Below are 26,005 nucleotides of genomic sequence, written 5' to 3'. Positions count from 1 at the left end.
GCGAAGCGTTTCCGAGCAGCCCGAACTGGAACGGTACACGGTTAGATGTCTACCCAATCGGCATCGGTCGCGTGGCTCTTGATGAACTCCCGGCGGGGTTCGACGGCGTCACCCATCAGGACGTTGAACATCTTGTCCGCGGCGGCGGCGTCCTCCAGGGTGATCTGCTTCAGGATACGGTTTTCGGGGTTCATCGTCGTCTCCCAGAGCTGCTCGGGGTTCATCTCACCCAGTCCTTTGAACCGCTGGACCTGATCGGGCGTGCCACCGCATTGCTCCTCGACGATCTCGTCGCGTTCTGCTTCGGTCATCGCATCGTAGGTTTCGCCGCCGTTGCGAACCCGGTAGAGCGGTGGTTGGGCGGCATAGACGTAGCCAGCCTCGATCAGCGGCGTGAGATACCGATAGAGCAGGGTGAGATAGAGCGTGCGGATGTGCGCGCCGTCGACGTCCGCATCGGTCATGATGATGATCTTGTGATAGCGCGTCTCCTCGACGTCGAACTCCTCGTCGACGCCCGCGCCGATGGCGGTGATGAGGTTGCGAATCTTCTCGTTTTCGAGAATGCGATCCAACCGGTGTTTCTCGACGTTCAGCACCTTGCCGAACAGGGGAAGGATGGCCTGGAACTCGCGGTCGCGGCCCTGTTTGGCGCTGCCGCCGGCCGAGTCGCCCTCGACGATGAACAGTTCGGAGTCCTTCGGATCGCGGCTCTGACAGTCGGCGAGCTTGCCCGGGAGCGCCGTGGATTCGAGCGCCGACTTCCGGCGGGTGAGCTCCTCGGCCTTCTTGGCCGCGCGGCGGGCTTTGGCGGCCTCGACTGCTTTACCGATGACCGCCTCGGCGGTGTCGGGATGTTCCTCGAAGTAGGTGTTCAGCTGTTCGTGGACGGCGCTCTCGACGACGCCACGGACCTCGCTGTTGCCGAGTTTGGTCTTGGTCTGGCCCTCGAACTGCGGGTCGGGGTGTTTGATCGAGATCACCGCCGTGAGCCCCTCGCGGATGTCGCTGCCCGTGAGGTTCTCGTCGTCGAGCGGTTTCAGGAGCCCGTGCTCGCTCGCGTAATCGTTGACGACCCGCGTGAGCGCGGTCTTGAACCCGGTGAGATGGGTGCCGCCCTCGCGGGTGTTGATGTTGTTGGCGAAGGCGTGGATCGAGCCCTGAAGCTCGTCGGTCGCCTGGAGTGCGATCTCGACGGATATCTCGCCGTCCTCGACGGTGGCGGCGTCGTCGAAGTAGATGACGTCCTCGTGGAGGGCGCTCTTGGTCTCGTTGAGATAGACGACGAACTCGCGGATGCCGCCGTCGTAGCGGAACCGTTCGCGGCTCCCGTCGCGTTCGTCGTCGAGTTCGATCTCGACGCCGGAGTTGAGGAAGGCGAGTTCGCGCAGCCGGTTGGCGAGCGTCGAGGCGTCGAACGTCGTATCGGTGAAGACCGCCTCGTCGGGCCAGAACTGGAGTTTCGTGCCGGTCGATTCGTCCTCGCGGAGATCACGAACCCGTTCGAGATCGCCGTCGGGCTCGCCGTGGTCGAAGCGTTGCTCCCAGACCGCGCCGTCGCGCTTGACGGTCACCTCGACCCACTTCGAGAGCGCGTTCACCACGGAGATGCCGACGCCGTGAAGCCCACCCGAAACCTGGTAGGACTCCTTGTCGAACTTCCCGCCGGCGTGGAGCACGGTCATGATCACTTCGAGGGCGGATTTGCCGTCCTCGTGCTCGTCGACCGGGATCCCACGGCCATCGTCGGTCACGCTCACCGAGGGGTGCTCGTCGTCGTGGACCGTGACCGAGATCGAATCGCAGTGGCCGGCGAGCGCCTCGTCGATGGCGTTGTCGACGACCTCGTACACCAGATGATGGAGACCACGCGCGTCCGTCGAACCGATATACATCGCCGGGCGTTTTCGTACCGCCTGTAGCCCTTCTAAGACCTGTATCTGACCGGCTCCGTACTCGTCCTGGGGCATATATAAGCTATCGATTGCTAGCGGTCCCGCGGTGATAAGTCTCCCGCACGCGCGCGGCCGAGAGCACGGTGGAGGCGAACGGATTCGTCCAATACGATGGCCGACGGGCACGTATTCGGTTCGACTCCCCCAGCGACACCTCCACTTCCACCCTGCTACCGCGGTCGTTTTAACCGTCGCTCGAATACGCCGGGTAATGCCATCCCTCCAGTCGACGCTTGACGACGAGGGGGTCGCCGACGAGCTGGCGGCGAGCCAGCGTTCGATCTCCATCGCCGAGTTCTTCGAGAAGAACAAGCATATGCTCGGGTTCGACAGCGGGGCCCGAGGGCTCGTCACCGCCGTCAAGGAGGCCGTCGACAACGCGCTCGACGCCGCCGAGGAAGCCGGCCATCTCCCCGACATCTACATCGAGATCGAGGAGGTCGGCGACTACTACCGCCTCGTTGTCGAGGACAACGGCCCCGGCATCACGACCGAGGAACTCCCCAAGGTGTTCGGGAAACTGCTCTATGGCTCGCGCTTTCACAAACGCGAGCAGGCCCGCGGTCAGCAGGGGATCGGTATCTCGGCGGCGGTGCTCTACTCACAGCTCACCAGCGGCAAACCCGCGAAGATCACCAGCCGGACGCAGGGTGGCGAGGCGAAATATTTCGAACTCATCATCGACACCGACTCGAACGAGCCCGAGGTCTCCGTCGACGAGACGACGACCTGGGATCGGACCCACGGCACGCGCATCGAACTGGAGATGGAGGCAAACATGCGCGCACGCGGTCAGCTCAGGGACTACGTGAAACACACCGCGGTCGTCAATCCTCATGCTCGCATCGAGCTCCGCGAGCCAAACGGCGAGTTCAAGGCCGAGCGCGCGACCGATCAGCTCCCCGCCGAAACCGAGGAGATCCGTCCCCATCCCCACGGTGTCGAGCTCGGCACGCTGCTCAAGATGCTCGAAGCGACCGACTCCTACAGCGTCTCGGGGTTCCTCCAGGGGGAGTTCACCCGCGTCGGCACGAAGACGGCGACCAACGTCATCGCGGCGTTCACCGACCGCCACTACGGCCGCGAGATGGCGTGGCGGACGCCGGCGACCCACGAGGCGGACATCGAGGCGGCTGTCACGGAAGCAGTGGCGAACAAGGGACAAGCGGCCACCGACGAGTTCGCCGGCCGCGTCGCCGACGCCATCCGTGACCACGACCGGCTCGCGCATCACGAACTCGCGACGCTCGTCGAGCACGCTGCCGTGGCGACGACCGACGAGACGGGAACGACGTTCGGCGACACAGTACAGGAGAAGGCCGTCGCCGCGGCCTGGACGATCGTCCGCGACGATCGGACGGCCGATCTCTACACGCTAACTGACGAGGCGACGAGCACGCGCAAGGACGACGGCGTCATCGAGTCGTTCGCCGAGCGACTGGCGGCGAAGTTCGACGGCGAGGGTCAAGTGCGCGACCGACTGCGACGGGAGACGCTCGAAGAATACGTCGAGCGCGCCGCCGCGATGACCGCCGAGCGCGAGGACGTCTCCTTCGGCGAGACCGCACGCGAGAACGTCGCGGACGCGCTCTGGAGCGTCGCGCGGACGGTACCCGACGATCCGCCGAACGTCGCCGCCGTCGCCGACGATCGTGATACCGCGAGTGCTCTCCTGAGCGCGATGAGCGAGACGGACATCATCGCACCGCCGACGGACTGTCTCTCGCCGATCACGGCCGATCTCGTGCGCTCGGGGCTGGAAAAGGAATTCGACGCCGACTTCTACGCCTCGGCGACGCGCGACGCGGGCGTCCACGGCGGTGATCCGTTCATCGTCGAGGCCGGCATCGCCTACGGCGGCGATCTCCCCGCCGAGGGGAGCGTCGAGCTGCTCCGCTTTGCGAACCGGGTTCCACTGGTCTACCAGCGAGGGGCCTGTGCGACCACCGACGTTCTCAAGGGGATCGGCTGGCGCAACTACGGGCTCGACCAGCCCGGCGGCTCGGGCATGCCCAACGGACCGGCGGTGATCATGATCCACGTCGCCTCGACGAACGTGCCCTTCACGAGCGAGTCGAAGGACGCCATCGCCAACATCCCGGCGATCGAGGACGAGATCGAACTCGCCGTCCGCGAGGCCGCCCGCGAGCTGAAGAGCTATCTGAACAAGCGTCGCTCGATGCAACAGCGTCAGGAGAAACAGGACGTCCTCGGCTCGATCCTCCCCGAGATGGCCGACAAGCTCGCGACCGTCACCGAGCGCGAGGAGCTGAAGATCGACGACTCGCTCGCGCGCATCATGAACAACGTCCTCGTCGAGCGCCGCATCGAGAACTCCCACGTCGAGCTCGTCGTCGAGAACAACAGCGGGACCAGCGCATCGCCCGAACTGACCGAGATCGTCTCGGCCGAACCGACGAGCGTCTCCGACGGCGCACGCGTCGTCGAGATGGACGGCGAGTGGTTCATCAAGTGGTCGCCGGAGGTCGGCAGCGACGACGACAGCGTCCTGCAGTACGAGCTCGCCGACGAGAGCGACTACGATCTCGACGTGACCGGCATCGAGAGCGCGAAACTCACCGTCAACACATAGCTGCACAACAATGAGCACCGACAGATCCGACAGCGACGATTCGGCACGCGAGCGACTCATCGATCTCGCCGCCGACTTCTACGACCAGTTCGCCGCCGGCCAGATCCCGGAGATGGAGCTGCCGACGCGGACGAAATCCAACATCGAGTACGACGAGAACAGTGACGTCTGGGTCTACGGCGATCGCACGAGCACGCGCAGCGCGAACTCGGTTCGCGGCGCGCGCAAGCTCCTCAAGGCGATCTACACGATCGACTTCCTCGCCGACCAGCTCGGCGAGGATCGCTCGTCGACGCTGCGTGAGCTCTACTATCTCTCGGAGAGCTGGGACAACGAGGAGGCACAGTTCTCGGATCAGGACGAGTCGAACCAGCTCGTCGAGGACCTCGAAATCGTCTCGGAGGTGACCCGTGAGGACTTCCACATGCGCCCGGAGGAGTCGGGGGCCACGCTGATGGGCCCGCTCTATCTCCGCGAACAGACGCGCCGCGGCGAGCGCGAGATCCATTGCCAGAAGGACGTCGGCGAGGGTGGCTACCAGATCCCGAACAACCCGGACACGATCGAGTTCCTGGATCACGACGCCGAGTTCATCCTCTGCGTCGAGACGGGTGGGATGCGCGACAGACTCGTCGAGAACGGGTTCGACGACGACTACGGCACGATCGTCGTCCACCTCAAGGGCCAGCCCGCCCGCGCGACCCGGCGGATCACCAAACGCCTCCACAACGAGCTCGATCTCCCCGTCGTGGTGTTCACTGACGGCGACCCGTGGTCCTATCGGATCTACGGTTCGGTGGCCTACGGTTCGATCAAGTCAGCCCACCTCTCGGACTATCTCGCCACGCCCGAAGCGAAGTTCGTCGGGATCCAACCCACGGATATCGTCGAGTACGATCTCCCGACCGATCCGCTGGCGGATTCGGATATCAACGCCCTCGAAAGCGAGCTCAGCGATCCCCGCTTCCAGACCGACTACTGGCGCGAGCAGATCGAGCTCCAGCTCGACATCGGGAAGAAGGCCGAACAGCAGGCGCTCGCCTCCCGGGGGCTGGACTTCGTCACCGACACGTATCTCCCGGAGCGACTGACCGAGATGGGCGTGCTGTAACGGGCGAACCAACGGAACGTCGGGCCCGGAGGCTTATCTCCCGGGAGCGATGAAGGGTGACATGGCCGAGATCGTGAAGACCGAGGGCGTGCTCGGCGGGAAGGCTCGCCTCGATGGTCGTCGGATCGCGGTGCTCGACATCGCCGAGCGAGTGCTCGATCACGGTCGGACGCCCGAACACGTCGTCGATCAGCTCGACATCACGCTCGCGGAGGTGTACGCCGCGCTCGCGTACTACTACGAGCACATCGACGAGATGAACGCCGCGCGCGAGCGCCGACGCGAGCGCGACGAACAGCTGCGCCGCGAGTCGAAAGCGCCCGAAACGATCGAGCAGTGACGAATGAGTCTCTCCTTTCGCGCCGACGAACACGTCGATAGCGCGATCGTCACGGCACTCGAAGCCGAGGGCTACGCCGTCGAGACAGTGGGCGACGAGTACGAACGAGGGCTCGCCGACGAAGCACATCTCGCGGAGTGTCGCCAGCGGGGACGAATCATCCTGACGAACGACGACGATTTCGCCGTGTTGGGTCGTGAGATGGAACACGCCGGAATTATCAGATACAGCAACCAGGGCCGATCGCCGGGCGAGTTCGTCCGGGCAATCAGGCGCATCGACACGTATCTCTCCACCCGGGAGATGGCCGATCACGTCGAGTGGCTGGGTCAATGGCTCTGACGGGTCGACACGGTTCGAGCCGAGGTTCGGCTCGATAGTCGGAAGGCAGTAGTCGAGGGCGATCGTTTTCCCTCAGTCGCGAAGTTAAAGTCGTTCGCTCGCACACGGCGAGGCATGTCTGGCTCGGATCTCGCGGGGCGGGTCGAGGACGTGCTCGCCGTCGATGGCGAGGAGTTCCACGCTCGCGCCGAGGACGAAGCCGAGGTGATCAAGCGCGAACTCGACGCCGGCACGTTCGACAACCCGCAGGCGATCATCGGGCTCGAATACGAGTTCTATGGGGTGGATCGCGAGACGAGCGCGCTGGCGCGGGTGCCACGTCGCCTGCTCGAATACATCGGGTTCGAGAAGGAGCTCGGGCTGCACAACGCCGAGATGCGCACGAGTCCGCAGCCGCTCAACCCACACGGGCTCGCCGCCCAGGAGGCCGAAGTCAGCGCCCGCCTCCGCACGGCCCTCGACTGCGTCGCATCGGCGGACCTGCGACTCGTCAGCGACGGCATGTGGACGATCCCCTCGGAGGGCGAGCAGGCACGCGACTATCTCACCGGCTCGATCACCGACCGCGAGGTGCGCATCGCCTCGAACATGAGCGACTCGGTCCGCTATCACGCGATGGCCAACACCGCCGGCGCGGATGCTGTCGGGATGAACGTCGACGCGCCACACGTCTCGTTGTCGGCGAACACGGTGATGCCCGAAAGTCTGATCACCTCGATCCAGCCCCACTATCAGGTCGCCCACGCCGCGGACCTGCCCGAATATTTCACCTACGCGCTGCGGATCGCGGGACCGCTGCTCGCCCTTGGCGTCAACTCGCCGTTTTTCCCGCCGAGTCTCTACGACGACGCCGCCCCCGAGGCGATCCTCGACGACGGCTGGATGAGCCACCGCATCCACGTCTTCGAGGCCATTCTCAACCCCGACGGCGGCACCGGAAAGGTTCGCTTCCCGCACGACTTCGATTCGGCCGAAGAGGCCGTCGATCGCATCGCGGCCGACGACACGATCGTGCCGATGCCGATCGAGGAGTCGAACCGGTTCGACGACGCCTTCGCCACCTTCCGCCAGAAACACGGCACCTACTGGCGCTGGGTGCGACCGGTCTTCGAGGGTGCGAGCAAGTCCTCGGCGAACGCCCGCATCGAGTTCCGACCGATCGGCGGCCAGCCAACGGTGCGAGACACCATCGCCTTTCAGGCGATCTTCGCCGGGCTGATGGAGAGTCTGACCCGGCGCGAGCATCCGGTGGCGAACCTCGACTGGCAGGACGCCCACGGCAACTTCTACGCGGCGATGCACGACGGGCTCGACGCCGATCTCGTCTGGATCACCAACGACGGCCGCGAGACGCGGTCGTACGACGAACTCTATTCCGACCTATTTGCCCACGCGAAGGACGGGCTCGAATCGCGCGGTCTCTCCGAGAGCGAGGCCGCGAAATACCTCTGGCCGTTGCGCCAGCGCGCCCGCCACGAGGTGACGCCAGCGCGCTGGAAGCGCCACGAGGTCAGGGAACGCCTCGACGACGGCGACGATTTCGAAGCGGCCGTCCACGGCATGCAGCGGGCGTACATCGACCGCCAATCCGAGACGATCATCGGCGACAGCAGCTTCGCCGACTGGCTCGCCGACTGACGAGCCGGACGGGTGGCTCGCGGTCGCCGATGGAAGACAGGAAAGTCAGCGGACGACCGTCACCGGTACCGGCGAGCGCCGGACGACGGTCTCGGCGACGCTCCCGAGGACGATCCGCGAGACGCCGTCGCGGCCGTGGCTCCCCATCACGATCGCGTCGATGGGGTTCTCCTCGGCGAACGCGGCGATGGCGCGGGCGGGCCGACCGACAGTCGTCTCGGTCTCGATCTCGCGCTTGCCGATGCATTCGCGGGCACGCTCGAACAGGGCTTCGGCGCGCTGTTCCGCGGCCTCGTACCACTCCTCGCCGTGGCCCACGTCGGCGATCTGTGCGCCCGCGCTCACGCCGGCGGTGCCGCCGACGGGGTTGATGACGTAGAGCAGCGTGAGTGCTGCCCCAGGATGCTCGGTCGTGGCGTGGTCGAGCGCGGTCCACGCCTGCTCGGAGCCGTCGATCGGGACGAGCAGCCGTTTTTCCATGTGAAATGGTACCACGGGTAAGTTGTTAAGTGCTCCGCCGCGGGCGGTGAACACCGAGGTTTTGGTCGCCGGGCGGGTAGCGACAGTATGCTCTTGATCCGGGGCCGTGCCGGCGGCACGGCACTCACCGGCACGCTCTACGAGCGCGGGGAGGAAGCCCCCGCCTTCAGCGGCGCGCCCGACGAGGACGCGCCGTACGTCTGGGTTTGTGACTCCTTCTACGAGGTCGAATCCGGCGGCCAGCGCCAGCAGATCAACGATTCGACCGTGAACGTCGCCTTCGAGTCGCCCGTCGCCCACGGCTTCGAGACGCGCGAGCAGGCCGTCGATGGCGCGAAAGAGCACCTCCGGACGCAGTTCGCCCGTGTCGGTGTCGCCGAATCGGACGTGGACGTCGAGATGCAGAAGGCCGATTCGGCGGCCGAATGAAACCGACAAGTGCGAAGGGTAGTTACGCATCGCCGGCGAAAATCGGGGTATGCAGGCGGCACTCGTCGTGCTCGACGGCTGGGGACTCGGCGATCACGACCGACTCGACGCAGTTCGTGAGGCCGACACGCCGACGATGGACGATCTCACCGACCGCGGCGCGAGCGGCACCCTCGACACCTCGGGGCGGGCGGTCGGCCTCCCAGCGGGACAGATGGGCAACAGCGAGGTCGGCCATCTCACGATCGGCGCGGGTCGGGTCATCGACCAGAGCTACACCCGCATCACGCGGGCGGTCGAGAACGGCGAACTCAGTGGTAATGACGCCATCGAGGAGGCGTTCGGCCACGCCGCGGCGAACGACGGGCGCGTCCACCTGATGGGACTGGTGAGCGACGGCGGCGTCCACTCCGACCAGCGCCATCTCCACGCGCTCATCGAGATCGCCGCCGAGCGGGGTGTCGAGGCGATCACGCACGCCTTTACCGACGGACGGGACACACCCCCCAAAAGCGCCGTCGAGTATCTCACGGATCTGGAGGGTGTGATCGAGCGGTGCGGGACGGGCGACGTGGCCACCGTCTCTGGGCGCTACTACGCGATGGATCGGGACGAGAACTGGGCGCGCACGAAGCGAGCCTACGACGCCATCGTCGAGCGCGAGGCCGATCACACGGCTCCGACGGCCGTCGAAGCGGTCGAAGAGTCCTACGAGCGCGGCGACACCGACGAGTTCGTCGAGCCGACGCTGATCGAGGGCGCAGCACAACGCATGGTTCGAGACGGCGACAGCGTCCTCTTCTTCAACTTCCGCGCCGACCGCGCGCGCCAACTCGTCCGCATGCTCACCGATACGCGGCCGGAGTGGGGTGCCGAAACTACTCCACCCGAAGTCGAGCTCGTGACGCTGACGGAGTACGACGAGACCTTCTTGTTCCCGGTCGCGTTCGCACCCCACGAGCCCGCCGACACGCTCGGTGAGGTGCTCGCGGCACACGGGAAGACCCAACTGCGAATCGCCGAATCCGAGAAGTACCCCCACGTGACCTACTTCCTGAACGGCGGGCGCGAGGTCGAGTTCGACGGCGAGCACCGGGAGATCATCGCGAGCCCCGACGTGCCGACCTACGACCAGCAGCCGTCGATGAGCGCCGTCGAAGTGACCGACACGGCCATCAGCGTTATCGAATCGGAGGACCCGGACGTGCTCGTGCTCAACTACGCGAACGCGGACATGGTGGGCCACACGGGCGATTTCGCGGCGGCCGTCGAGGCCGTCGAGACCGTCGACACGCAGCTGGCCAGACTGGTCGAAACCTGCCGCGAGGCGGGGGCCGGCGTGCTCATGACCGCCGATCACGGCAACGCCGACGACATGGGTACGCCCGACGATCCGGACACGACGCACACGACGAACCCCGTGCCGATCGTCTTCCTCGCCGCCGACGGCGGCGGCGGGAAGCACATTCGGGACGGCGGCGAACTGTCCGATCTCGCACCGACCGTGCTCGAACGCTGCGGGATCGAGGTTCCCGCGGCGATGACTGGTCATTCACTTCTCGACTGAGGCCCGTCCTGCTCTCGCTCAGCGAGAGAAACGGCCTCAGCCCGTCCGAAACGAGTAATCGAGCGCCGGGGCCGAGTGGGTGAGCGAGCCCAGTGAAATGACGTCGACGCCGGTAGCAGCGTACTCGGGCACCGTTTCGATCGTGATGCCGCCGCTGGCCTCCGCGAGCGTGTCGTCGGGCAGTTTCGCGACACCCTCGGCGACCGCGTCCGGTGCGAGGTTATCGAAGAGAACGATGTCAGCGCCGGCATCTGCGGCCCGGCGACCGTCCGCGGGGCGTTCGACCTCGACTTCGATCTTCGTGGCGAACGACGCGCGCTCGCGGAAGTGTGCGATGGCGCTCTCGAAGCCCATCTCGGCGATGTGATTCTCCTTCACCATCACCATCTGCGAGCAGTCGAGGCGGTGCGTGTCGCCGCCGCCCGCGACGATGGCGCGCTTTTCGATCCCTCTGAGACCGGGCGTCGTCTTGCGCGTGCCGGCGATCCGTACCCCGTCGCCGATCTCCCGGCTGTTCGCCGTTCCATCGTCCACAACTCGTCGAGCCTCGCTTGCCTCGCGGGCAGCGTCGACGGCCGCATGCGTTCGGGTCGCGATCCCCGAGGCGTGGCCCGCGACGTTGACCGCGACGCGCTCGCCGCGGAGGATTTCCCGTGCTGGCCCGTCAACCGCCAGCACTCGCTGGCCCGCCTCGACACGTTCGCCAGTGTCGACAAGCGTCTCCGTCTCGACGCCGAGATGGTCGAAGACGGCCGCGGCCGTTTCGATGCCCGCGGCGACGCCGTCCTCCGTGACGACCAATCTCCCAGCGGTCTCGCCCGGGACGTGGTTTGTCACGTCGTGATGGCTGAGATCCTCGCGCAGCCAGCGCTCGATGCGGCTGCGATCAATCGGCATGGACCTCGGGTTCGTCGGCAGTGTCGACGAGATGATGACAGCCACGGGAATCGGTGTTCTCGCGTGCGGCCCGGACGATCAGCAGCGCCGTCACGGTCGCCGCACGGAGTTCGTAGAGCTCACGCGAGGTACGGGTGCGGACGTAGGCATCGACCTCGCCCTTGAGCCGCCGGATGGCCGCGCTCGCTCGGCGGAGCCCATCGGGGGTCCGAGAGAGACCGACGAATTCGTCTATCACCTCACGAAGGCGGGTGAACTTCTCCGCCGCGAACGCCGCCGGAAGCGCGGGATCGCTATCGCGCAGGTCGGGCGCATCGACGATCTCGGGGTCGGTCCCGCTCGCGGCGGCGGTCCGTCCGGCGCGCAGCCCCCAGACCAGCCCTTCGAGCAGGCTCGTCGAGGCCAGCCGGTTCGCCCCGTGGATGCCCGTTCGGGAGCACTCACCGACGGCGAACAGTCGGTCGAGGCTCGTCCGCCCACGGGAGTCGACCGTGATGCCGCCACAGAGAAAGTGCTCGGCCGGCGCGACCGGGATCCCCGTTCGGTAGTCGACGTCGCGCTCGTCGCAGTTCGCCGCGAGATCCGGAAATTCGGTTTCGAAATCGAGCGGCGAAACGTCGAGCAGAACTTCGCCCGTCCGCTCGCGTTCGGCAGCGACGGCGCGGGCGACCACGTCGCGCGGTGCGAGCTCGGCGTCGGGATGGTGCTCGGGCATGAACCGTCCCCCGTCGGCGTTTCTCAGGACCGCACCCTCACCGCGGAGCGCCTCGCTCAACAGGAATGGCTCGTCGCCGGCGTAGACCGTCGGATGGAACTGGACGTACTCCATGTCCGCCACGTCCGCGCCGGCGAGCGCGCCCATCGCGATCCCGTCGCCGGTCGCCCCGCTGGGATTGGTCGATCGTCCGTAGAGCGCGCCGATACCGCCCGTCGCGAGCACGGTCGATCCGGCGTAGATCGGCTCGCAATCGCCATCGTGTTCGCAGAGCGCGCCGTGGACGCGGCCCTCGCGCGTGAGGAGATCGAGCGCCGCGGTGTCCTCACGGAGGGTGACGTTCGGGTGGTCGTCGAGATGGGAGAGGAAGGGACCGAGGACGTGCCGGCCGGTGCTCGCGTTCACGTGGAGGATACGGCGCTCGCCGTGGGCGGCCTCCCGGCCGTAGTCGAACGCGTCGGGATCGTCTCCGGTGGTGTCGAACGGCACGTCGAGCGTCTCGATCAGCACGTCGCGCACTGCCTCGTTCGCGTTCTCGACCAAGACGTCGACCGCGTCGGGGTCGGCCGTGTCGTCGCTCGCCGCGATGATATCCTGTTTGAACCCCTCGGCATCACTCCGCGAGACGGCGACGCCGCCCTGCGCCCACCAGCTCGTCGCGTCCTTCGGCCGTTCGGCCTTCGTCGCCACCAGCACGTCCTTGCCCGCACGCGCCGCCCCGAGCGCCGCCGCACAGCCCGCGACGCCGCTGCCGACCACCAGCACGTCGGCCGTCGTCGGATCGGATTCGTCAGCCATCTCAGATCTCCAGCATCCTATCGAGCGCCACGGCGGCGCGCTCTTTCTCCCCGGGAGCGACCTCGATGACGTTTCGCTCCTGGCCCTCGCGGAGCCCGTCGAGCACCCACGTCAGGTAGTTGGGGTCGATCTGGCGCATCGCGTTGCAGTCCATGCACGCGTCGCCACAGAGCGGGATCACCTCGACCGCGGGATGCCACCGTGCGAGGTGGTTCGCGAGGTGGATCTCGGTGCCGATGGCCCACGTCTCGCCCGCGTCGGCGTCGGCCACCGTGTCGGTGATCGTACTCGTCGAGCCCACCACGTCGGCGGCCTCGACCACCCCGCGCCGGCACTCGGGATGGACGACCACGTTCGCGTCGGGATGCTCGTCGCGGACCTGTGTGACGTGGTCTTTGCGGAATCGCTCGTGAACCTGGCAGTACCCCTCCCAGAGCACGATGTCGGCGTCGGCTACTTCGTCGGCGTCCTTTCCTTCGGGGTCCCACGGGTCCCAGACGGCCGTGTCGTCCGCCATCCCGAGTCTGTGGGCGGTGTTCTCGCCGAGGTGTTTGTCCGGGAGGAAGAGCACTTTGTCGCCGCGCTCGAAGGCCCACTCGAAGGCGCGGTGGGCGTTCGAGGAGGTACAGACCAGCCCGCCCTGATCGGCGCAGAACGCCTTCAGGTCGGCATATGAGTTCATGTACGTCACCGGGATAATTGTCTCGTCGGGCGCGGCCGCGGTGATCTCGGCCCACGCGGCGTCGACCTGGAGCGCCTCGGCCATTCCGGCCATCGGGCACGACGCCTCCATCGACGGGAGCAACACGGTCTGGTCGTCGTCGGTGATGATGTCCGCGGACTCGGCCATGAAGGTCACGCCACAGAAGACGACGTAGTCGGCATCCGATTCGGCGGCGCGCTGCGAGAGCGCGTAGGAATCGCCGATGAAATCGGCGTGCTCGACGATCTCCCGGCGCTGATAGTTGTGACCGAGCACCAGCACGTCGTCGCCGAGCTCGTCGCGGGCCGCGGCGATCCGTTTCGAGCGCTCGGATTCGGCAAGATCGCGGTACTGTGACGGCAGCCGCTCCAGATTGTCATATTTGAAGAGGCTGAGTTCTGTTTCGAGGGATGTGGTTTCGAGTTCTGGCATGGTTCCCGTTCTCCGTCAGCGCTAGCCACCAGTACCCGTCTTTGAAAAGATTTTCACTTCAAACAGCGTTCAGCATACTTTTGACTGTCCGGCAGGACACACAATCGAAAATAGTTAGTTAATCGATAATCGATGACCGGCGATCGACGATCAGCGCGCGTCGTGAACGATCGCACCGTCGACGACCGTCATCGCCACGTCGATGGCCGCGATGTCCGAAGCTTCCCACGGCGAGCGATCGAGAACGACGAAGTCGGCCCTCCTGCCCGGTTCGATCGTTCCAAGCCGCTCCTCGTCGAAGCCGGCGTACGCGGCACCCGCGGTGTACGCGCGCAACGCCTCGGTCACGGTGAGGCGCTGGCGCTCGTCCGGCGCGGCGACGACCTGCTCGATGCCGAACAGCGGGTCGAGCGGCATGCAGTCGCTGCCGAAGGCGAGGGGGATGCCGGCGTCGAGCAGGTCCCGAATGGGATTCGAGCGCGCCCGCCGCTCGGTGCCGAGGCGGGCGTCGTAGAGGCCATCCTCACCGGCCCATTTCAGGAAGTTCGGCTGGACCGACGCGACGGCACCCAGCTCGGCGAGGCGTTCGATCGCCTTCTCCGAGGGGAGTTCGAGGTGTTCGATGCGGTGGCGCGCCTCGTCGGCGTCGATCCGTTCGTAGGCGTCGAGTACGGCGTCGATGGCCGCGTCGCCGATGGCGTGGGCGGTCATCTGGAAACCGGCGTCGTCGACGCGCTCGGTGAGATCGTCGAGATCGGTGGGCGGGACGACCCACTGGCCCGTCGTGTCGGGCGCGTCGGCGTATGGTTCGGCGAGTTTCGCCGTCCGGCCGCCGAAGCTGCCGTCGGTGAACGTCTTGATCGCGCCCGTGCGGACGAACTCGCTGCCGTGATCGGTCGCCAGTCCGACCTCGCCGAGCGCGTCGAGGTGATCCGACCAGTAGTTGAGGCGCACGCGCACGGCGAGTTCGTCCTCCAGATCGAGATCGCGGTAGGCCCGCGGTGCGTGTGACTGCCGAACCATGTCATGCACCCCCGTGACGCCGCGTTCGTTGGCGTATTCCTGGGCTGCGAGCAGCAGTTCGCGCGTCTCCGCTCGATCGGGAGCGATGGCGTCACGGACTGGGCCGAGCGCATCCTCGACGATCACGCCCGTGGGATCGCCGTTCTCGATTCGGACATCCCCGTCGGGCAGTCGTCTTCCGAGTCGGTCCAGGACGACACTGTTAACACCGGCGGTGTGCATGTCCTCGCGGAACGCCACCACCGGCCGATCGGTGCTCACGTCGTCCAAATCCGGCCGATCGAGATAGCGTGAACTCCCCCAGTCGCTCTCGTCGTAGCCGTAGCCGAGGATCCACTCGCGATCGGTCGCGTCGGCGCGCTCGGCGAGCAGCGAGACCGCTTCATCGCGGGAATCGGCGTCCGCGAGATCGGTGTGGACGAGACGCTTGCCGACCGCCGTCATGTGGGTGTGGGCGTCGATGAATCCCGGAAGGAGGACACGGCCGTCGAGGTCGATCGTGGTCGTATCGACGCCGTCGAGGAAGTCGATCTCGTAGGCCGAGTCCACGCGGACGATCTCGCCGTCGCGCACCGCGAGCGCCTCGGCGGTCGTGTCGGGGGTGGCGAGCGTGTGGATCTCCGCGTTCGTGAGCACGAGATCGGCAGGGTCGGTCATGGTTTTGGGAGGCACGGCGGGCGCGAAAACGCTTCGGGATAGCGGAACTGGTTAGAACCGTCCAGCCGAGGGGTGAGCCATGAGCGACGCCGCGGAGCTCGTCGACCGCGTCAGGGACGGCGAGATCGCCCTGCACGAACTGGAAGCGCACGCCGATGCCGACACCGCCGCCACCGCACGCCGGCAACTGGTGGCGGACGACGCGGGAACGACCCTCGATACGGTCGGCGAGTACGCCATCGACGCCGCCGACGCCGAGCCGAACATCGAGAACATGATCGGCACGGTACAGATCCCGCTCGGCGTCGCCGGCCCGCTACCGGTCGCTGGCGAGCGCGCGGACAGCGAGAAATACCTCCCGCTCGCGACCACCGAGGGCGCGCTCGTCGCCTCGGTCAACCGCGGCTGTGCGGTGCTCCGGGCGGCCGACGGTGCGAACGCCAGAGTCACCAAGCGGGCGATGACGCGCGCACCGGTCTTTCGAGTGACCGACATCGTCGAGGCCGAGGCGGTCGTCGAGTGGGTGCGCGACAACCGCGACGCGCTCGCCAACGCCGCCGAATCGACGACGAGCCACGGCGAACTCGTCGACGTCACGCCCTACGCGGTCGGCGACTCGGTCTTCCTCCGATTCGGCTACGACACGAAGGACGCGATGGGGATGAACATGGCGACGATCGCCACCGGCGAGGCCTGTGAGGTCGTCGAGAGCGAGACGACCGCCGAGCTCGTCGCGCTCTCCGGAAACCTCTGTACCGACAAGAAACCCGCCGCGATCAACGCCGTCGAAGGGCGGGGTAGGAGCGTGACTGCCGACGTCCGAATTCCGAACGACGTCGTCGAGGAGCACCTGCACGCCACTCCCGAGGCGATCACGGAACTCAACACCAGGAAGAACCTCATTGGATCGGCCAAGGCGGGGAGTCTGGGCTTCAACGCCCACGCCGCGAACGTCGTCGCCGCCGCGTTCCTGGCGACCGGCCAGGACGCCGCGCAGGTCGTCGAGGGGGCGAACGCCATCACGACCGTCGAGGCCCGCGAGGACGAACTGTACGCGAGCGTCTCGCTCGCGAGCCTGGAGGTCGGCACCGTGGGCGGCGGGACGAAACTGCCGACCCAGTCCGAGGGACTCTCCGTGCTCGGCCTGCGCGGCAGCGGCGACCCGCCGGGTGCGAACGCCGACCGTCTCGCCGAGGTGATCGCTGCGGGCGCGCTCGCGGGCGAACTGTCCCTCATGGGGGCGCTCGCCTCCCGGCATCTCTCCAGCGCGCACGCTGAACTCGGGCGGTAGGTCGGGCCGCGGCCGGTGACGACATAAATCAGGAGCGAGAAACGGGGACGCCATGACCGAGATCGAACGCGTCGTCCTCGACCCGGATCTGGTCGTCACGGCGCTCCAGCAGAAGTACGTCGATTCGATTCCCGGCGAGCCAGCGATCCGCGTCACGCCGGACGGCGAGACGGAGATGGTCATCTACGACGACGCATTCACACAGCCCGAATCGGGCGTCGCGCTGCGGCCCGAGCGGTTCGTCGGCGACCTCGACCTGCCCGATCCCGACGCGGAACTCGACGACGAAGAGATCGAGAAACTCGCCGAACGTCTCGGCTCCGAGGTGCGTCCGGAACTGAAAGACGAGGTCGATCTGAACGCCGACCACGAGGGCGACGAGGACGTCGTCCCGGTCGAGTACCACAAAAACGATCCCTGATTACTCGTAGCGAAGCGCGTCGATCGGATCGACGCGTGCCGCGCGCCACGCCGGATAGAGGCCAGCGACGACGCCGACGAGGATCCCAACGGCCACGGCGATCGCGAACCAGCCGTAGGCCGGCGTGAACGCTACCTCGGCGTAGATCGTCGCGCCGTAGCTCACCGCGATCCCGAGCGGGAGTCCGACGACGGCCCCCACAGCGCCCAGAATCGTGGCCTCGGCGAGAAAGAGTCCCATCACGTCGCGGTTGCGCGCGCCGACGGCTTTCATGATCCCGATCTCGCGGGTGCGCTCGGCGACGCTGACGAGCATGATGTTGGCGATGCCGATGGCGGCGACGACGAGCGCGATCACCGCGATCGCCGTGACGAACCGCGTGACCTGGCCGACGATCTTCTGGATCTCCTCGACGAAGTCGCCGCTCGTCTGCGCCGTCAGCTCGACCGATTCGGGCTTCAGTTCGGCAGCATCCGACCCGTCGAGATAGTTCTGGACGCTTCCCTTCACGGTGCTCACCCGTGCGGGGTCGGCGACGACCGTGAGCTGGGGATAGGCGCGCTGGCTCGCGCCGACGGCCGGGCTTTCCAGGGTGCGCTCGTAGAACGGGTCGGTCGGCACGTAGAACCGCGGCTGGCCGGCGAAGGAGGCAAAGGGCAGCTGGCCGGCCGTCCGGTTGACGACGCCGACGACGTCGACGGTCGTCTCGTTACCGTCCTCCGATTCGATCGAGAGTCGATCGCCGACCGAGAGGTTCTCCTCGAAGGCCTGTCTGGCCGAGCGGCTGACGACGGCCTCCTCAGCACCCGAGCGAAAGGCCCGGCCGTCGACGATCGCGTCCTGGGGGAACGAGGCGGGCGTCGTGGCAGTGATCTGGTTTCTCGAAATCGTGTCGTTGGCGTGAGTGAGTGCGCTCACGCGAACGTTTCCGCGCGGTAGGACCTGCCGCACACCCAGTGTGTTCTCCAACTGATCGATGTCGTGTTCGGTGAACACGGGCTGGCTGACCCCGCCGAAGCCCGGTCCGCCGTCGTCATCGCCGGCGGGCGTCGGGAGCACGTAGACGTTGCTCGCGCTCGACGAACCGACCTCGCTCACGATGTCGGCCTCGACGCTCGCGCCGACCGAGGCGAAGGTCACGACCGACGCGATCCCGATGACCACGCCGATCACCGTGAGCGCCGAGCGGAGTTTGTGCGAGCGGATCGACCGTCCGGCCATCCGCAGCGTCTCGCTGGCGTCCATCTACGCGTTCCGTCCCGCCCCGTCGAGCTGTTCGATCGACTCGATGAGCCCATCACGGATGTGAACGATCCGGTCTGCGTGCTCGGCGATCGTTCGTTCGTGAGTCACCAGGAGAACGGTGTTGCCGCGGGCGTTCACGTCGTCGAGCAGCCCCATGATCTCCGCTCCGGTCTCGGTGTCGATGTTGCCGGTCGGTTCGTCGGCGAGCACGACCGCAGGATCGGGTGCGAGCGCTCTGGCGATGGCGACACGCTGGCGCTGTCCTCCGGAGAGTTCGTTCGGGCGGTGGTCGCGACGGTCGCCGAGTCCCACGAGTGAGAGAAGTTCGCGGGTGCGCTCGCGGCGGCGCTCGCGTGGCCAGTCGTCGAACAGGAGGGGGAGGGCGACGTTCTCGATCGCGTCCAGGCGCGGCATGAGGTTGAACGTCTGGAAGACGAAGCCGATCTCCGTTCCCCGGATCCCGGCGCGTTCGGCCTCCGAATCCCTCCCGACGTCGTGGCCGGCGACCGTGACCCGGCCCTCGGTCGGTGTGTCGAGTGCGCCGACGAGATTGAGGAGTGTGCTCTTTCCGGAGCCGCTCGGCCCCATCACCGCCGTGTACGAGCCCGCAGCGAGCGCGAGCGAGACGCCGGCGAGCGCCTCGACCGTGCCGCCGAGGTCGTAGGTCTTCCGTACGTCCGCGAGTCGGACCACCCGGTCGTCGGCCGACGGCGTCTCGGCTGTGGAACTCACTGGCGAACGTTAGCGGACTCGGCCCAATGAAGATGTCGTCGCTCGACATCGGGGCGGACGAACGGGTGATTTGGGCCGCGACCGTGGGTATTTACTCGTCCAGTGCCAAAGATTGGCAATGGACGATTCCGGAACCCGTGGGCGCGTCTCGCCCGCCATCGCCCTCGTGCTGCTCTGCGTCGTGGGGGCAGTCGTCGGCGGCGTGGCGTTCGCCCAGTCGACCGACGGTCCGTCCGGTGAAGCGATTCTCGAGGATACTCACGAGAAGTACGAAAGCGCCGAAACGCTCACCGGTAGCGCCGACGTCACGGTGTCGAACGCGAGCGCGAACCACACCGGTACCGTCGAGTACGCGCTCGCCGACGACGAGGGCGCACGCGTCGCGATCACGACGGACGGCCGAACGGTAGCGATGGGCACCAACGGCAGCGTCGCGTGGGTCGATTCGCCCACGCTCCAGCGTGCGTGGACCGTCGAGAACGGCTCGGAAAATGCGAGCGAGCTCTGTGAGGCGGCCCGGGAGCGCGCGGCGACGTTCGACGCCAACGACTCGGCTCCAGGAGCCGAGAAGATGGAGGCGGCCGCGGCGAACCTCAGCGCGACCCGGACCGGCACCGAAACCGTCGACGGAACCGAGGCGTACGTCGTTTCGCTCAGCCACGACAACGAGAGCGTCGACGCCGAGGGGACGATGTGGGTCGCGACGAACGACTCGCGACTGCTCAAAGCGCGCGTCACCGACGGGGTGAACACGACGACCGTGCGCTACGACGATCAGCGCTTCAACGCGAGCGTCCACGAGAGCACGTTCGCGCCGCCGGCCGACCGCACCGCGAGCACGACCGAGAGCTACGACGGTTTCGACGCCACGAACGAGGCCGTCGACGGTGATCTCCCGACGCTCGCCGCCGACGGGTTCGAGTTTCAGGAAGCGACCGTCGCGGGGACCGGCGACGGAACGATCGTCGCCCAGCAGTACGCGGACGGCGCGACGAACGCCACGCTCGTCACGACCGACGGCGAGCAGGTTCCCTACGAGCGGTTGAACGGAACGAGCGTCGCAGTCGACGGAACGGACGCGACCGCGGCGACGATGGACGACCGGACGGTGGTCGTCTGGACCGACGGGGCAACCACCCACGCGCTCGTGACCGAGGGTTCGACCGATGAAGCGGTCGCACTCGCCGAAGCGGTCGAATAATTATCAGAGCGAGCGATATCGTCCCTGATGTTCGCTCGCCGCACCCCGACGAACGAGTTTTTCGAGTGCACGTTCAGTGAACTCCGTGGGAACGCCATGTTCGCGCGCATATGTGACGATCTCCTCTTCGGTCGGGCGATCGAGATCGGCGAGCGCCGCACGAACGATATCCATTCGGCTCTGGCTTCCACTCCCCTCGCCACCTTCGGTCGCGCGCTCGCCCGCCTCGCGCACCGTTTCGGCGTCGAGCCCCGATCGTTCGAGATATTCGTCGTCGCTCATTCCACCGCTCTCGGCACGCGATTCGAGCGCGGTGAACGAGTCCAGATCGTCGGGCGCGTACTCGCTGCGATCGGCCAGCAGTGCGGTCCGGGCCTGGCGGGCCGCGTCGGCAGTGTCGGTCTCGGCGAACTTCGTGAGGCGCTCGAAGCGGTGGCGCGTGCGACAGCCGGGACAGCTCGTCGTCTCCGGGCGACCCTCGACGACCCAGAAGCTCCCACAGTCACTGCAGCCGACGACCGCGTACATGCTCGAATTTGCATATCGACCCTGTTGAACCTTTAGGTAGCCACGGAACGAGTAGCGGTCATGGAACTCATCGGCACCGAACGCGAATCGACCGAGGCGATCGACGGCGTCCACCTCGCGATGCTGGCCAGCGGCGAGGCAATGAGCGTTCAGCGGTTCGCGGTCGAACCAGGTGCGAGCGTCCCGCCACACAGCCATCCCCACGAACAGACCGGCTATCTCGTCGCGGGAACCCTGACTTTCCTCCTGGACGGCGAGGAGCGCGAACTCGGCCCGGGCGACAGCTACGTGCTCGCCGGCGGGGAGTCCCACGGCGTCGAGAACCGTGGCGAGGACATCGTCCGCGGCATCGATGTCTTCAGTCCGCCAAGGGAGAACCCCGACTGGGCGGAGTGAGAAACGACGGCTCTACGAAACGATTATTTCGGTCGTTCTCCGGTGGGACGTATGAACCGAACGCTCAGGCGCACCGGTACGAAGATGGCTCTCGCGCTCTACGCCATCTGGCTGCTCGCCGTCGTCGTACTGATCGTCACACAGCTCCTTCCCGGAGCGGTCCCGACGACCGTCGAGTGGGTGGTCGTTGCAGGAGCGGTGGTGGGGTTCGTCGTCGGGCTCGGACGAATCATCTATCGAACGCCGCAGTACGTCGCAAAAATCCGGGGATGGCTGTCGTAGCGCCGATTCAGGCGTTGTCTTCGATGCTGTCGACGACGACATCGGCGAACTCGCTGGTGGCGAGTTTCTCGCCGCCGTCGATCTGGCGGTGGATGTCGTAGGTGACCTTCTTCGAGGAGATTGCGTCCTCGACGCCGTCGTAGATCAGGTCGGCGGCGTCGTTCCAGCCGAGCTGGTCGAGCATGATGCGCCCCGAGAGGATCATCGCGGTCGGGTTGACCTTGTCCTGACCGGCGTATTTCGGCGCGCTGCCGTGGACGGGTTCGGCGAGCAGGCGGCCGTCGCCGATGTTCGCGCCGGGAGCGATGCCGAGACCACCGATCTGTGCGCCGGCGGCGTCAGAGAGGTAGTCCCCGTTGAGGTTCGGCATCGCGAGGACGTCGTACTCGCCCGTTCGGGTGAGGATCTGCTGGAGCATGTTGTCGGCGATGCGGTCGTTGACGACCACGTCGGCGTCGGGCGCTTCGCCGTCGCGCTCGTCCCAGAGCGTGTCCTCGGTGATCACGTTCTCGCCGTACTCCTCGCGGGCGACCTCGTAGCCCCAGTCGCGGAAGGTGCCCTCGGTGAACTTCATGATGTTACCCTTGTGGACCAGCGTCACCGATTCGCGGCTGTTTTCGAGCGCGTAGTCGATGGCCTGGCGGACGAGCCGTTTCGTGCCGAACTCCGAGATGGGCTTGATGCCGATACCGACGGGTCCCTCGTGGATCGATTCGGTGAAGCCCATCTCCTCTTCGACGAACTCGCGCACTCGCTCGGCCTCGTCGGTGCCGGCCTCCCACTCGATGCCGGCGTAGACGTCCTCGGTGTTCTCCCGGAAGTTGACCATGTCCATCGCGTCGGGGTCCTTCACGGGGGAGGGGACGCCCTTGATGTGGTAGGTCGGCCGCATGTTCGTGTAGAGCTCGAGTCGTTTGCGCAGGGCGACGTTGAGGCTTCGGTAGCCTGCGCCGACGGGCGTCGTCAACGGGCCCTTGATGCCGACCTTGAACTCGCGCAGCGCGTCGAGCGTGTCGTCGGGAAGGTTCTCGTCGTAGCGCTCGCGGGCGGATTCGCCGGCGTAGATGCGCATCCAGTGGATATCACGGCCGGTGGCTTCGGCGGCTGCGCCGAGTACCCGCTGGGCGGCCGGGGCGACGTCGGTCCCGATGCCGTCGCCGTGGATGATGGGAACGACGGGATCGTCGGGTACGTTGAGCTCGCTGTCGTCGCTGGTTATCTGCTCGCCCGCGCTCGGAACGTCGACCCGTTCATAAGACATACTGAAGATTCGCCCGGCCGTACCAAAAGGCCTGTCTTTCGCAAACGTCCGTTGAGGATGGGTTCGGGAGCGTTATGCCGGTTGCTGCCGCGTCACGGACCATGCAGCTCATCGTTCACGGCGGTGCGGGCGACGAACCGGACGAACCCGATCGACGACAGTCGGTTCTCGACGAGGCCGCCGCCATCGGGGCGGACGCGACGACGCCGGTCGACGCCGTCGTGAGCGCGATCGATATCCTCGAAGCGGACCCACGATTCAACGCCGGGATCGGCGGGGCGATCCAGGCCGACGGGGTCGTCAGAACCGATGCCGGGATCATGACCGACGAGCGGGAGGCGGGTGCGGCCTGTTCGATGCCCGGGGTTCGCCACGCGGTCGGCGTCGCTCGCCACATCATGGAGGAGACGCCGCACGTGCTTCTCGCGGGCGAGCACGCCGTCTCGTTCGCCGAGGGGTTCGGCATTGTGCCGGAAGAGCTCACGACCGAGCGCACGCGCGAGCGCTTTAGGGCTGCCGACCCGCCCGAGACGGACGAGATCGGAGAGCGCGTCGAGTGGGTGCGCGAGCGGTTCGGCGGGGCGGACACGGTCGGTGCGGTCGCCGTCGACGAGGGGCACGTCGCGGCCGCGACCTCGACTGGCGGGCGGTGGTTCGCCCTCGCCGGCAGGGTCGGCGACGTGCCACAGATCGGCTGTGGGTTCTACGCCTCGCCGGCCGGCGGGGCGAGCGCGACCGGTGCCGGCGAGGACATCGCCCGGACGACGCTCGCGCGGGAGGCGGTGCGACGGCTCGAAGACGGCGAACACCCCACGGACGCCGCGGCGAACGCCATCGACGAGTTCGAGAGGCTGACGGGCTCCACGGCCGGCGTCATCGTTCTCGACGAGTCAGGGCAGACGGGGAGCGCGTACAACTCGGCGGCGATGCAGACGAGCACCGATTTCTGAGAACGGCAGACCTTTGGCCCGAACGCCCCACCAGACGGTATGAGCGACGTGGACCTCTCGGACGAGGAGCACGAGAAATGTCGCGAGGCGGGCGAGATCCTCGCACAGGTGCGCGACGAGGCCGCAGAGCGCGTCGAGGTCGGCGTGAGCCACCTCGAAATCGCCCGGTGGGCCGAGGAGCGCACGCGGGAACTGGGTGGCGAGCCGGCCTTCCCGGTCAACATCTCGATCGACGAGGAGGCCGCCCACGCGACGCCGAGCATCGACGAGGATACCACATTCGGCGAGGAGATGGTGAACCTCGACATCGGCGTCCACGTCGATGGCTGGCTCGCCGATACGGCCGTCACCGTCGATCTCTCGGGCAATTCCGACCTCGCCGAAGCGCCAGAAGCCGCGCTGGAGGCCGCGCTCGAACTCGTCGAGGACGGTGTTAGCACGGGCGAGATCGGTGCACGCATCGAGGAGGTCATCGACGACTACGGCTATAACCCGGTCGTCAATCTCACCGGGCACGGGCTCGCCCACTGGGAACAGCACACGCCGCCGAACATCCCGAACCGCGCGGTGAGCCAGAGCGTCGAGCTCGAAGCCGGCGACGTGGTCGCCATCGAGCCGTTCGCCACCGACGGCAGCGGCAAGGTCGGCGAGGGTAACGAGGCGGAGATCTTCGCGCTCGAAAACGAACGCTCGGTCAGGAACCGCGACGCACGCGAGGCGCTCGATCAGATTACCGACCAGTTCCGAACGCTCCCGTTCGCGACGCGCTGGCTCGACGTCGATCGGCCGGAGATGGCGCTGCGCCGGCTCGAACGCCAGAACGTCGTCCACAGCTATCCCGTACTCAAGGAGAGCGCGGGCAATCTCGTCAGTCAGAAAGAGCACACCGTCATCGTCACCGAGGACGGCTGCGAAGTGACGACCGAGCGCTGAAACGGCCGCCAGCCGCCGGCGGTGCGGTCGGTGCGGTCGGTGCGGTTGCGGTGCGGTCCTGGCGGATGAAGGGCGAGGCACGCGAGCGACCGAAGGGAGCGAGTAGCGAACGTAGTGAGCGCGCCGAGGGCTTCAGCGGTGCTGTGCGGTACGGTTTGCGGAGAACAAAGTGTCCGCGCGAGCGTAGCGAGCGCGGTTCACCGCGAGTGAGCGAAGCGAACGAGCGGGTGTTTTTAGCGTAGCTTTTTGCAAGCGGGGGTCAAGCGAGCGAAGCGAGCGCGACCCCCCGCAGTAAAAAGGTACTATTGGAACATCCGGATCGGCTCGGCCTGTGAGCTCTCCTCGTCGGCCTGGTGCATTCGTTCGGCGAGGCGTTCGCGGGCTTCCTGGATCTCCTCAGCCTGTTCGACGAGATCGGACGTGTCGATCCCGATGCCGGTGAGCGGTTCGATGCCGTGTTCGAGGATCGCGCGGGCGGCTTCGGGATCGGGGAACTGCGGGTTGGTCTCGGCGATGAGGCCGACGCTCGTGAGGTCGGTTTGCTCGGCGTGATAGAGCAGCGCGCCGGTCGGGCCGCTCACGAGACCGCCCTCGGCGGGCGGGACGATGCCGGCGTCGTCGAGCAGGTCGTTGCCCGCGCCGGTCGATATCCCGTAGACTTCGGGTACCTCGTCGGACTGGTCGGGCAGGCCGCTGAGGTAGAGCGGGGTGACGTCGTTGTCGGCGAGCCAGCCGGTGATGCAGGTGGCAAACTCGGTCGCCTCGCTCGGTGAGACCGGGACGTCGCTCTGGAGCACGAGGAGGTCTCGTTCGGCGTCGGCGTGGAGGCGCACGGGCGGTCTGAGGGCGGAGCGCTCGCCGCGATAGACGCCGACCTCCGGGACGCCGCTGCAGTGGATGCCGGCGTAGTAGTCCATCTCGAAGGCATCGACGAGGTGGTCGGCGACGATCTTGCCAACCAGCCCGACGCCAGGCAGCCCCTCGACGAGCGTCGGTTCGTCGAGTTCGATATCGTCCGCTGCAACGTCGACATGTGCCATGCTGGCATCTTCATCACGGGGCACCTTAAGGCTCCCCCGACTCCG

The 26,005-nt window shown here is 66.8% G+C and carries 25 protein-coding genes; 14 read left to right on the top strand and 11 right to left on the bottom strand.

Translation table 11 applies throughout. The features are described from left to right. Positions 1 to 41: 41 nt before the first annotated feature. The gene (gene gyrB, locus C448_RS13535) at positions 42 to 1,970 is read right to left on the bottom strand and encodes a DNA topoisomerase (ATP-hydrolyzing) subunit B (RefSeq protein ID WP_049916344.1); all 1,929 of its coding nucleotides are present in this window, start codon (positions 1,968 to 1,970) and stop codon (positions 42 to 44) included. A gap of 196 nt (positions 1,971 to 2,166) precedes the next feature. Between gyrB and C448_RS13530 the strand changes: the two genes are divergently transcribed. The 5 genes from C448_RS13530 (at position 2,167) to C448_RS13510 (ending at position 7,979) form a co-directional block, all read left to right on the top strand. After that, positions 2,167 to 4,548 (top strand): DNA topoisomerase VI subunit B, encoded by a 2,382-nt coding sequence (locus tag C448_RS13530; RefSeq protein WP_004055548.1) that lies wholly within the window; start codon positions 2,167 to 2,169, stop codon positions 4,546 to 4,548. A 10-nt stretch (positions 4,549 to 4,558) separates the two neighbouring features. Then, positions 4,559 to 5,659, top strand: coding sequence for a DNA topoisomerase IV subunit A (locus C448_RS13525; RefSeq protein ID WP_004055547.1), 1,101 nt, complete (start codon positions 4,559 to 4,561; stop codon positions 5,657 to 5,659). Between the two features lie 61 nt (positions 5,660 to 5,720). Beyond that, on the top strand, positions 5,721 to 5,999 hold the full coding sequence (locus C448_RS13520) for a DUF433 domain-containing protein (RefSeq protein WP_004055546.1): 279 nt from the start codon (positions 5,721 to 5,723) through the stop codon (positions 5,997 to 5,999). 3 nt (positions 6,000 to 6,002) lie between these two features. Beyond that, a complete protein-coding gene (locus C448_RS13515; protein WP_004055545.1) occupies positions 6,003 to 6,341 on the top strand; it encodes a DUF5615 family PIN-like protein in 339 nt (112 codons plus the stop codon). 114 nt (positions 6,342 to 6,455) lie between these two features. Further along, positions 6,456 to 7,979 (top strand): glutamate--cysteine ligase family protein, encoded by a 1,524-nt coding sequence (locus C448_RS13510; protein WP_004055544.1) that lies wholly within the window; start codon positions 6,456 to 6,458, stop codon positions 7,977 to 7,979. 45 nt (positions 7,980 to 8,024) lie between these two features. Here the strand turns inward: C448_RS13510 and C448_RS13505 are convergent, their stop codons facing one another. After that, positions 8,025 to 8,459, bottom strand: a complete 435-nt coding sequence (locus C448_RS13505) for a universal stress protein (protein WP_004055543.1) — start codon at positions 8,457 to 8,459, stop codon at positions 8,025 to 8,027. Positions 8,460 to 8,546: 87 nt separating this feature from the next. Here C448_RS13505 and C448_RS13500 point away from each other — a divergent pair, with 87 nt between their 5' ends. Both C448_RS13500 and gpmI read left to right on the top strand, forming a co-directional pair. Further along, a complete protein-coding gene (locus tag C448_RS13500) occupies positions 8,547 to 8,888 on the top strand; it encodes a DUF7113 family protein (protein WP_004055542.1) in 342 nt (113 codons plus the stop codon). Between the two features lie 49 nt (positions 8,889 to 8,937). Beyond that, positions 8,938 to 10,455 (top strand): 2,3-bisphosphoglycerate-independent phosphoglycerate mutase, encoded by a 1,518-nt coding sequence (gene gpmI / locus C448_RS13495; RefSeq protein ID WP_004055541.1) that lies wholly within the window; start codon positions 8,938 to 8,940, stop codon positions 10,453 to 10,455. A gap of 36 nt (positions 10,456 to 10,491) precedes the next feature. Here the strand turns inward: gpmI and nadC are convergent, their stop codons facing one another. From nadC to C448_RS13475, 4 genes are all read right to left on the bottom strand, one after another. Continuing rightward, entirely contained in the window at positions 10,492 to 11,352 is an 861-nt protein-coding gene (nadC, locus tag C448_RS13490; RefSeq protein WP_004055540.1) for a carboxylating nicotinate-nucleotide diphosphorylase, read from the bottom strand. Beyond that, complete coding sequence (locus tag C448_RS13485; protein ID WP_004055539.1) at positions 11,342 to 12,865, bottom strand: L-aspartate oxidase; 1,524 nt, start codon at positions 12,863 to 12,865, stop codon at positions 11,342 to 11,344. The genes nadC and C448_RS13485 overlap by 11 nt, the downstream gene beginning before the upstream one ends. A gap of 1 nt (position 12,866) precedes the next feature. Beyond that, the gene (nadA, locus tag C448_RS13480; protein ID WP_004055538.1) at positions 12,867 to 14,000 is read right to left on the bottom strand and encodes a quinolinate synthase NadA; all 1,134 of its coding nucleotides are present in this window, start codon (positions 13,998 to 14,000) and stop codon (positions 12,867 to 12,869) included. 150 nt (positions 14,001 to 14,150) lie between these two features. Further along, the gene (locus tag C448_RS13475) at positions 14,151 to 15,680 is read right to left on the bottom strand and encodes an amidohydrolase (RefSeq protein ID WP_004055537.1); all 1,530 of its coding nucleotides are present in this window, start codon (positions 15,678 to 15,680) and stop codon (positions 14,151 to 14,153) included. Positions 15,681 to 15,759: 79 nt separating this feature from the next. On the opposite strand from C448_RS13475, the gene hmgA reads away from it, so the two are divergent. Together hmgA and C448_RS13465 are read left to right on the top strand one after the other, a co-directional pair. Continuing rightward, positions 15,760 to 16,971, top strand: a complete 1,212-nt coding sequence (gene hmgA, locus C448_RS13470) for a hydroxymethylglutaryl-CoA reductase (NADPH) (protein WP_004055536.1) — start codon at positions 15,760 to 15,762, stop codon at positions 16,969 to 16,971. A gap of 52 nt (positions 16,972 to 17,023) precedes the next feature. After that, positions 17,024 to 17,392 (top strand): hypothetical protein, encoded by a 369-nt coding sequence (locus C448_RS13465; protein ID WP_004055535.1) that lies wholly within the window; start codon positions 17,024 to 17,026, stop codon positions 17,390 to 17,392. On the opposite strand, the gene C448_RS13460 is transcribed toward C448_RS13465, so the two are convergent. Together C448_RS13460 and C448_RS13455 are read right to left on the bottom strand one after the other, a co-directional pair. Next, positions 17,393 to 18,637: an ABC transporter permease gene (locus C448_RS13460; protein WP_004055534.1), complete on the bottom strand. Its 1,245-nt coding sequence runs from the start codon at positions 18,635 to 18,637 to the stop codon at positions 17,393 to 17,395. Then, a complete protein-coding gene (locus tag C448_RS13455; protein ID WP_004055533.1) occupies positions 18,638 to 19,369 on the bottom strand; it encodes an ABC transporter ATP-binding protein in 732 nt (243 codons plus the stop codon). Positions 19,370 to 19,487: 118 nt separating this feature from the next. Between C448_RS13455 and C448_RS13450 the strand changes: the two genes are divergently transcribed. Beyond that, positions 19,488 to 20,570, top strand: a complete 1,083-nt coding sequence (locus tag C448_RS13450) for a LolA family protein (protein ID WP_004055532.1) — start codon at positions 19,488 to 19,490, stop codon at positions 20,568 to 20,570. A gap of 3 nt (positions 20,571 to 20,573) precedes the next feature. Here C448_RS13450 and C448_RS13445 read toward each other — a convergent pair whose 3' ends face one another. After that, a complete protein-coding gene (locus C448_RS13445) occupies positions 20,574 to 21,098 on the bottom strand; it encodes a DUF5817 domain-containing protein (RefSeq protein WP_004055531.1) in 525 nt (174 codons plus the stop codon). A gap of 60 nt (positions 21,099 to 21,158) precedes the next feature. Here C448_RS13445 and C448_RS13440 point away from each other — a divergent pair, with 60 nt between their 5' ends. Together C448_RS13440 and C448_RS13435 are read left to right on the top strand one after the other, a co-directional pair. After that, entirely contained in the window at positions 21,159 to 21,494 is a 336-nt protein-coding gene (locus C448_RS13440; RefSeq protein ID WP_004055530.1) for a cupin domain-containing protein, read from the top strand. A 51-nt stretch (positions 21,495 to 21,545) separates the two neighbouring features. Further along, positions 21,546 to 21,776 (top strand): hypothetical protein, encoded by a 231-nt coding sequence (locus C448_RS13435; protein ID WP_004055529.1) that lies wholly within the window; start codon positions 21,546 to 21,548, stop codon positions 21,774 to 21,776. 7 nt (positions 21,777 to 21,783) lie between these two features. On the opposite strand, the gene icd is transcribed toward C448_RS13435, so the two are convergent. Then, positions 21,784 to 23,037, bottom strand: coding sequence for an isocitrate dehydrogenase (NADP(+)) (gene icd, locus C448_RS13430; RefSeq protein ID WP_004055528.1), 1,254 nt, complete (start codon positions 23,035 to 23,037; stop codon positions 21,784 to 21,786). A gap of 101 nt (positions 23,038 to 23,138) precedes the next feature. On the opposite strand from icd, the gene C448_RS13425 reads away from it, so the two are divergent. Continuing rightward, positions 23,139 to 23,987: an isoaspartyl peptidase/L-asparaginase gene (locus tag C448_RS13425; RefSeq protein ID WP_004055527.1), complete on the top strand. Its 849-nt coding sequence runs from the start codon at positions 23,139 to 23,141 to the stop codon at positions 23,985 to 23,987. Positions 23,988 to 24,026: 39 nt separating this feature from the next. Then, positions 24,027 to 24,920 carry a type II methionyl aminopeptidase gene (gene map, locus C448_RS13420; protein WP_004055526.1) on the top strand — a complete coding sequence of 298 codons (894 nt, stop codon included), beginning with the start codon at positions 24,027 to 24,029 and terminating at the stop codon, positions 24,918 to 24,920. A gap of 302 nt (positions 24,921 to 25,222) precedes the next feature. Here the strand turns inward: map and C448_RS13415 are convergent, their stop codons facing one another. Next, positions 25,223 to 25,960, bottom strand: a complete 738-nt coding sequence (locus C448_RS13415; RefSeq protein ID WP_004055525.1) for a proteasome assembly chaperone family protein — start codon at positions 25,958 to 25,960, stop codon at positions 25,223 to 25,225. Positions 25,961 to 26,005: the final 45 nt, after the last annotated feature.

The organism is Halococcus morrhuae DSM 1307 (genome assembly GCF_000336695.1).
GTDB lineage: Archaea > Halobacteriota > Halobacteria > Halobacteriales > Halococcaceae > Halococcus > Halococcus morrhuae.
Note: the sequence above shows the minus strand (reverse complement) of the source record. Positions and strands in the feature narration are given on the sequence as shown.

What these genes read in the sequence shown, in the direction of transcription:
- C448_RS13510 (WP_004055544.1), top strand. Translation starts at nt 6,456, where the DNA reads ATGTCTGGCTCGGATCTCGCGGGGCGGGTCGAGGACGTGCTCGCCGTC.
- C448_RS13500 (WP_004055542.1), top strand. Translation starts at nt 8,547, where the DNA reads ATGCTCTTGATCCGGGGCCGTGCCGGCGGCACGGCACTCACCGGCACG.
- nadA (WP_004055538.1), bottom strand. Translation starts at nt 14,000, where the DNA reads ATGCCAGAACTCGAAACCACATCCCTCGAAACAGAACTCAGCCTCTTC.
- map (WP_004055526.1), top strand. Translation starts at nt 24,027, where the DNA reads ATGAGCGACGTGGACCTCTCGGACGAGGAGCACGAGAAATGTCGCGAG.
- hmgA (WP_004055536.1), top strand. Translation starts at nt 15,760, where the DNA reads ATGAGCGACGCCGCGGAGCTCGTCGACCGCGTCAGGGACGGCGAGATC.
- C448_RS13485 (WP_004055539.1), bottom strand. Translation starts at nt 12,865, where the DNA reads ATGGCTGACGAATCCGATCCGACGACGGCCGACGTGCTGGTGGTCGGC.
- C448_RS13415 (WP_004055525.1), bottom strand. Translation starts at nt 25,960, where the DNA reads ATGGCACATGTCGACGTTGCAGCGGACGATATCGAACTCGACGAACCG.
- C448_RS13445 (WP_004055531.1), bottom strand. Translation starts at nt 21,098, where the DNA reads ATGTACGCGGTCGTCGGCTGCAGTGACTGTGGGAGCTTCTGGGTCGTC.
- C448_RS13505 (WP_004055543.1), bottom strand. Translation starts at nt 8,459, where the DNA reads ATGGAAAAACGGCTGCTCGTCCCGATCGACGGCTCCGAGCAGGCGTGG.
- gpmI (WP_004055541.1), top strand. Translation starts at nt 8,938, where the DNA reads ATGCAGGCGGCACTCGTCGTGCTCGACGGCTGGGGACTCGGCGATCAC.
- C448_RS13530 (WP_004055548.1), top strand. Translation starts at nt 2,167, where the DNA reads ATGCCATCCCTCCAGTCGACGCTTGACGACGAGGGGGTCGCCGACGAG.
- C448_RS13515 (WP_004055545.1), top strand. Translation starts at nt 6,003, where the DNA reads ATGAGTCTCTCCTTTCGCGCCGACGAACACGTCGATAGCGCGATCGTC.
- gyrB (WP_049916344.1), bottom strand. Translation starts at nt 1,970, where the DNA reads ATGCCCCAGGACGAGTACGGAGCCGGTCAGATACAGGTCTTAGAAGGG.
- C448_RS13435 (WP_004055529.1), top strand. Translation starts at nt 21,546, where the DNA reads ATGAACCGAACGCTCAGGCGCACCGGTACGAAGATGGCTCTCGCGCTC.
- C448_RS13425 (WP_004055527.1), top strand. Translation starts at nt 23,139, where the DNA reads ATGCAGCTCATCGTTCACGGCGGTGCGGGCGACGAACCGGACGAACCC.
- C448_RS13460 (WP_004055534.1), bottom strand. Translation starts at nt 18,637, where the DNA reads ATGGACGCCAGCGAGACGCTGCGGATGGCCGGACGGTCGATCCGCTCG.
- C448_RS13450 (WP_004055532.1), top strand. Translation starts at nt 19,488, where the DNA reads ATGGACGATTCCGGAACCCGTGGGCGCGTCTCGCCCGCCATCGCCCTC.
- C448_RS13475 (WP_004055537.1), bottom strand. Translation starts at nt 15,680, where the DNA reads ATGACCGACCCTGCCGATCTCGTGCTCACGAACGCGGAGATCCACACG.
- C448_RS13465 (WP_004055535.1), top strand. Translation starts at nt 17,024, where the DNA reads ATGACCGAGATCGAACGCGTCGTCCTCGACCCGGATCTGGTCGTCACG.
- nadC (WP_004055540.1), bottom strand. Translation starts at nt 11,352, where the DNA reads ATGCCGATTGATCGCAGCCGCATCGAGCGCTGGCTGCGCGAGGATCTC.
- C448_RS13520 (WP_004055546.1), top strand. Translation starts at nt 5,721, where the DNA reads ATGGCCGAGATCGTGAAGACCGAGGGCGTGCTCGGCGGGAAGGCTCGC.
- icd (WP_004055528.1), bottom strand. Translation starts at nt 23,037, where the DNA reads ATGTCTTATGAACGGGTCGACGTTCCGAGCGCGGGCGAGCAGATAACC.
- C448_RS13525 (WP_004055547.1), top strand. Translation starts at nt 4,559, where the DNA reads ATGAGCACCGACAGATCCGACAGCGACGATTCGGCACGCGAGCGACTC.
- C448_RS13440 (WP_004055530.1), top strand. Translation starts at nt 21,159, where the DNA reads ATGGAACTCATCGGCACCGAACGCGAATCGACCGAGGCGATCGACGGC.